At 56.7% G+C, this 1,933-nt stretch carries 3 protein-coding genes; 2 read left to right on the top strand and 1 reads right to left on the bottom strand.

Annotation, left to right across the window (positions count from 1 at the left end; translation table 11 throughout):
- Window positions 1–184 precede the first annotated feature (184 nt).
- Window positions 185–421 (top strand): MoaD/ThiS family protein, encoded by a 237-nt coding sequence (locus tag NHH03_RS27635; RefSeq protein WP_253161596.1) that lies wholly within the window; start codon window positions 185–187, stop codon window positions 419–421.
- A gap of 32 nt (window positions 422–453) precedes the next feature.
- On the opposite strand, the gene NHH03_RS27630 is transcribed toward NHH03_RS27635, so the two are convergent.
- Window positions 454–879, bottom strand: a complete 426-nt coding sequence (locus NHH03_RS27630) for a hypothetical protein (RefSeq protein WP_253161595.1) — start codon at window positions 877–879, stop codon at window positions 454–456.
- A 478-nt stretch (window positions 880–1,357) separates the two neighbouring features.
- Here NHH03_RS27630 and NHH03_RS27625 point away from each other — a divergent pair.
- The coding region (locus NHH03_RS27625) for a hypothetical protein (RefSeq protein WP_253161594.1) at window positions 1,358–1,933 on the top strand (576 nt) is incomplete at its 3' end.

The following is a 1,933-nucleotide window of genomic DNA, read 5'->3' as shown; positions in this document are numbered from 1 at the left end:
GCCCTTCGATTTCTAATCGCTATTCGATGCAGCAAGAAATCATGATTCGATTCGCTGGCCGGCGGCATGATCAACGTGTCGCCGGCCAGTCTTTTTACCCTCGTGGTACCCGAAGAGTTCGACGTTCTAGAACTCATTCGACAACCTCGAGTCACCCCATTCCCTCACACAGAAAACCACCCCCATGCAAATCTTACTGATCAACAACGATGGAGCAGGCTTCGCCGACTACATCGAGCTTCCCGAAAGCACGTCGGTGCAAGAACTGTTCAACCAGCGTATCGGCAGCGGCCGTGAATCGAACTACCTGATTCGCGTCAATCGGTTGCCGGTTCCCCGCGACCAAGCCCTGCAGGAAGGCGATCGGGTTTCGATCACTCCCACCAAGATCGAGGGTGCCTCGTGTCTCGGCAATCACTAACCCCGTGCAGACGCAGTGATCGCAGGCTGGTGCTACAGCGATATCGAATTGCCAGACGAATCATCGCTGCGCAAGATCGTTTGGGACCGTCCAGTGAGCAGGCTGATCCAATCCCCGCCGAATCCGTGACACAAATTCAACGGCTTCAGCGTCTGCAGGCCCTGGCATCCACCCGAGGCTGGTCTCTCGCTGCCAAGCGGATTCGTCGCCAGTGTTTGAGCGAACTGGATTCGCTGGTTCGATGGAAAGACCGCGCCGAGTTGATGTGTGACCAGAATCCCGTCCAGGGGAACTGTCGTCGCACGTTTGAGATTCTGCAAGACCTGTCGGCACTCGAGTCGGACTTCGACGCCGTGGCGCTGAACGCTAAGGCCGGAACCATTGCCGTGACGACCGAACCGATCGAGCTGGAAGGAGTTGAGCTGGGCAGGTTTGAAATCGTGCTGGAACTCCGGCATTTCAGTCAGCCCCCATGCTACCGCATCGTGGCGAAAGATTCGCAGTCAGCGGTTTGCTGCGATTCGACCATCCACCCGCACGTACAGGACGAGACCCTGTGCGAAGGGGAGGGACGCCAGGCGATCAAGCGTGCGATTGAACAAACACGGTTGTTCGACTTCTTTGTGATCGTCCGGCAGATCCTGCGAACCTACAACCGCAGCAGTGCCTACACCAGCCTGGAAGATTGGTTTGGAGTGCAGTGCGGGGATTGTGGCGGGACTGTCAATCAAGACGAGTGCTCAAGTTGCGCCCGCTGCGGCGGCCAAGTCTGTGACGGGTGCAGTTGTTCCTGCGACGGCTGCAGTGATTCGATCTGCGATGACTGCACCACAGTCTGCCATGGCTGTGAATCACGGCAATGCAACCGTTGCCTGGAATCTTGCGAACGTTGCGACAACCCTTTTTGTGAAGACTGCCTTTCGGAGAACCAATGTGATGATTGCCTTGAACAAGAAGAAACCGAACCACCGCCGCAGACGCCGACAAACGCAGCCACTGAGGTTCAGTCCCTACGCGTGGGCGAAACTACAGTTTCTGCGTGATGCGGGTGGATCGGAGGTCGGTGCGTTTGGCATCAGTGATGCGTCGGATCTGCTGTTGATCGAAGACGTCGTGATGATCGATCAAGTTTGCACAGCGGTCAGCGTGGAGTTTAGCGACGCGGCAGTTGCCGACTTTTTTGATGATCAAGTCGATCAAGGGCGCGTTCCCGAGCAGTTCGCCCGGATTTGGATTCATACCCATCCCGGCAGTTCTGCTCATCCCAGTGCGACTGATGAGAACACGTTTGCACGCTGCTTTGGGGCGTCGGATTGGGCAGTGATGTTCATCCTGGCCAAGCAGGGGGCAACCTACAGCCGATTGCGGATCAATTCGGGGCCGGGGTCGTCAACGCGACTGCATCGTGAAATTGACTATTCGGTCCCGTTTGATGCTTCCGATGAATCAGCGTGGCAGGATGAATATGATCGATCGGTCACGGTCGTCGATCCGTTCCGGGATTCGCGTGAG

It is taken from the genome of Stieleria tagensis, assembly GCF_024129865.1.
GTDB classification, from domain to species: domain Bacteria; phylum Planctomycetota; class Planctomycetia; order Pirellulales; family Pirellulaceae; genus Stieleria; species Stieleria tagensis.
Note: the sequence above shows the minus strand (reverse complement) of the source record. Positions and strands in the feature narration are given on the sequence as shown.

Coding starts and splice junctions, on each gene's coding strand:
- NHH03_RS27635 (WP_253161596.1), top strand. CDS start 185: ATGCAAATCTTACTGATCAACAACGATGGAGCAGGCTTCGCCGACTAC.
- NHH03_RS27630 (WP_253161595.1), bottom strand. CDS start 879: ATGCCGGAGTTCCAGCACGATTTCAAACCTGCCCAGCTCAACTCCTTC.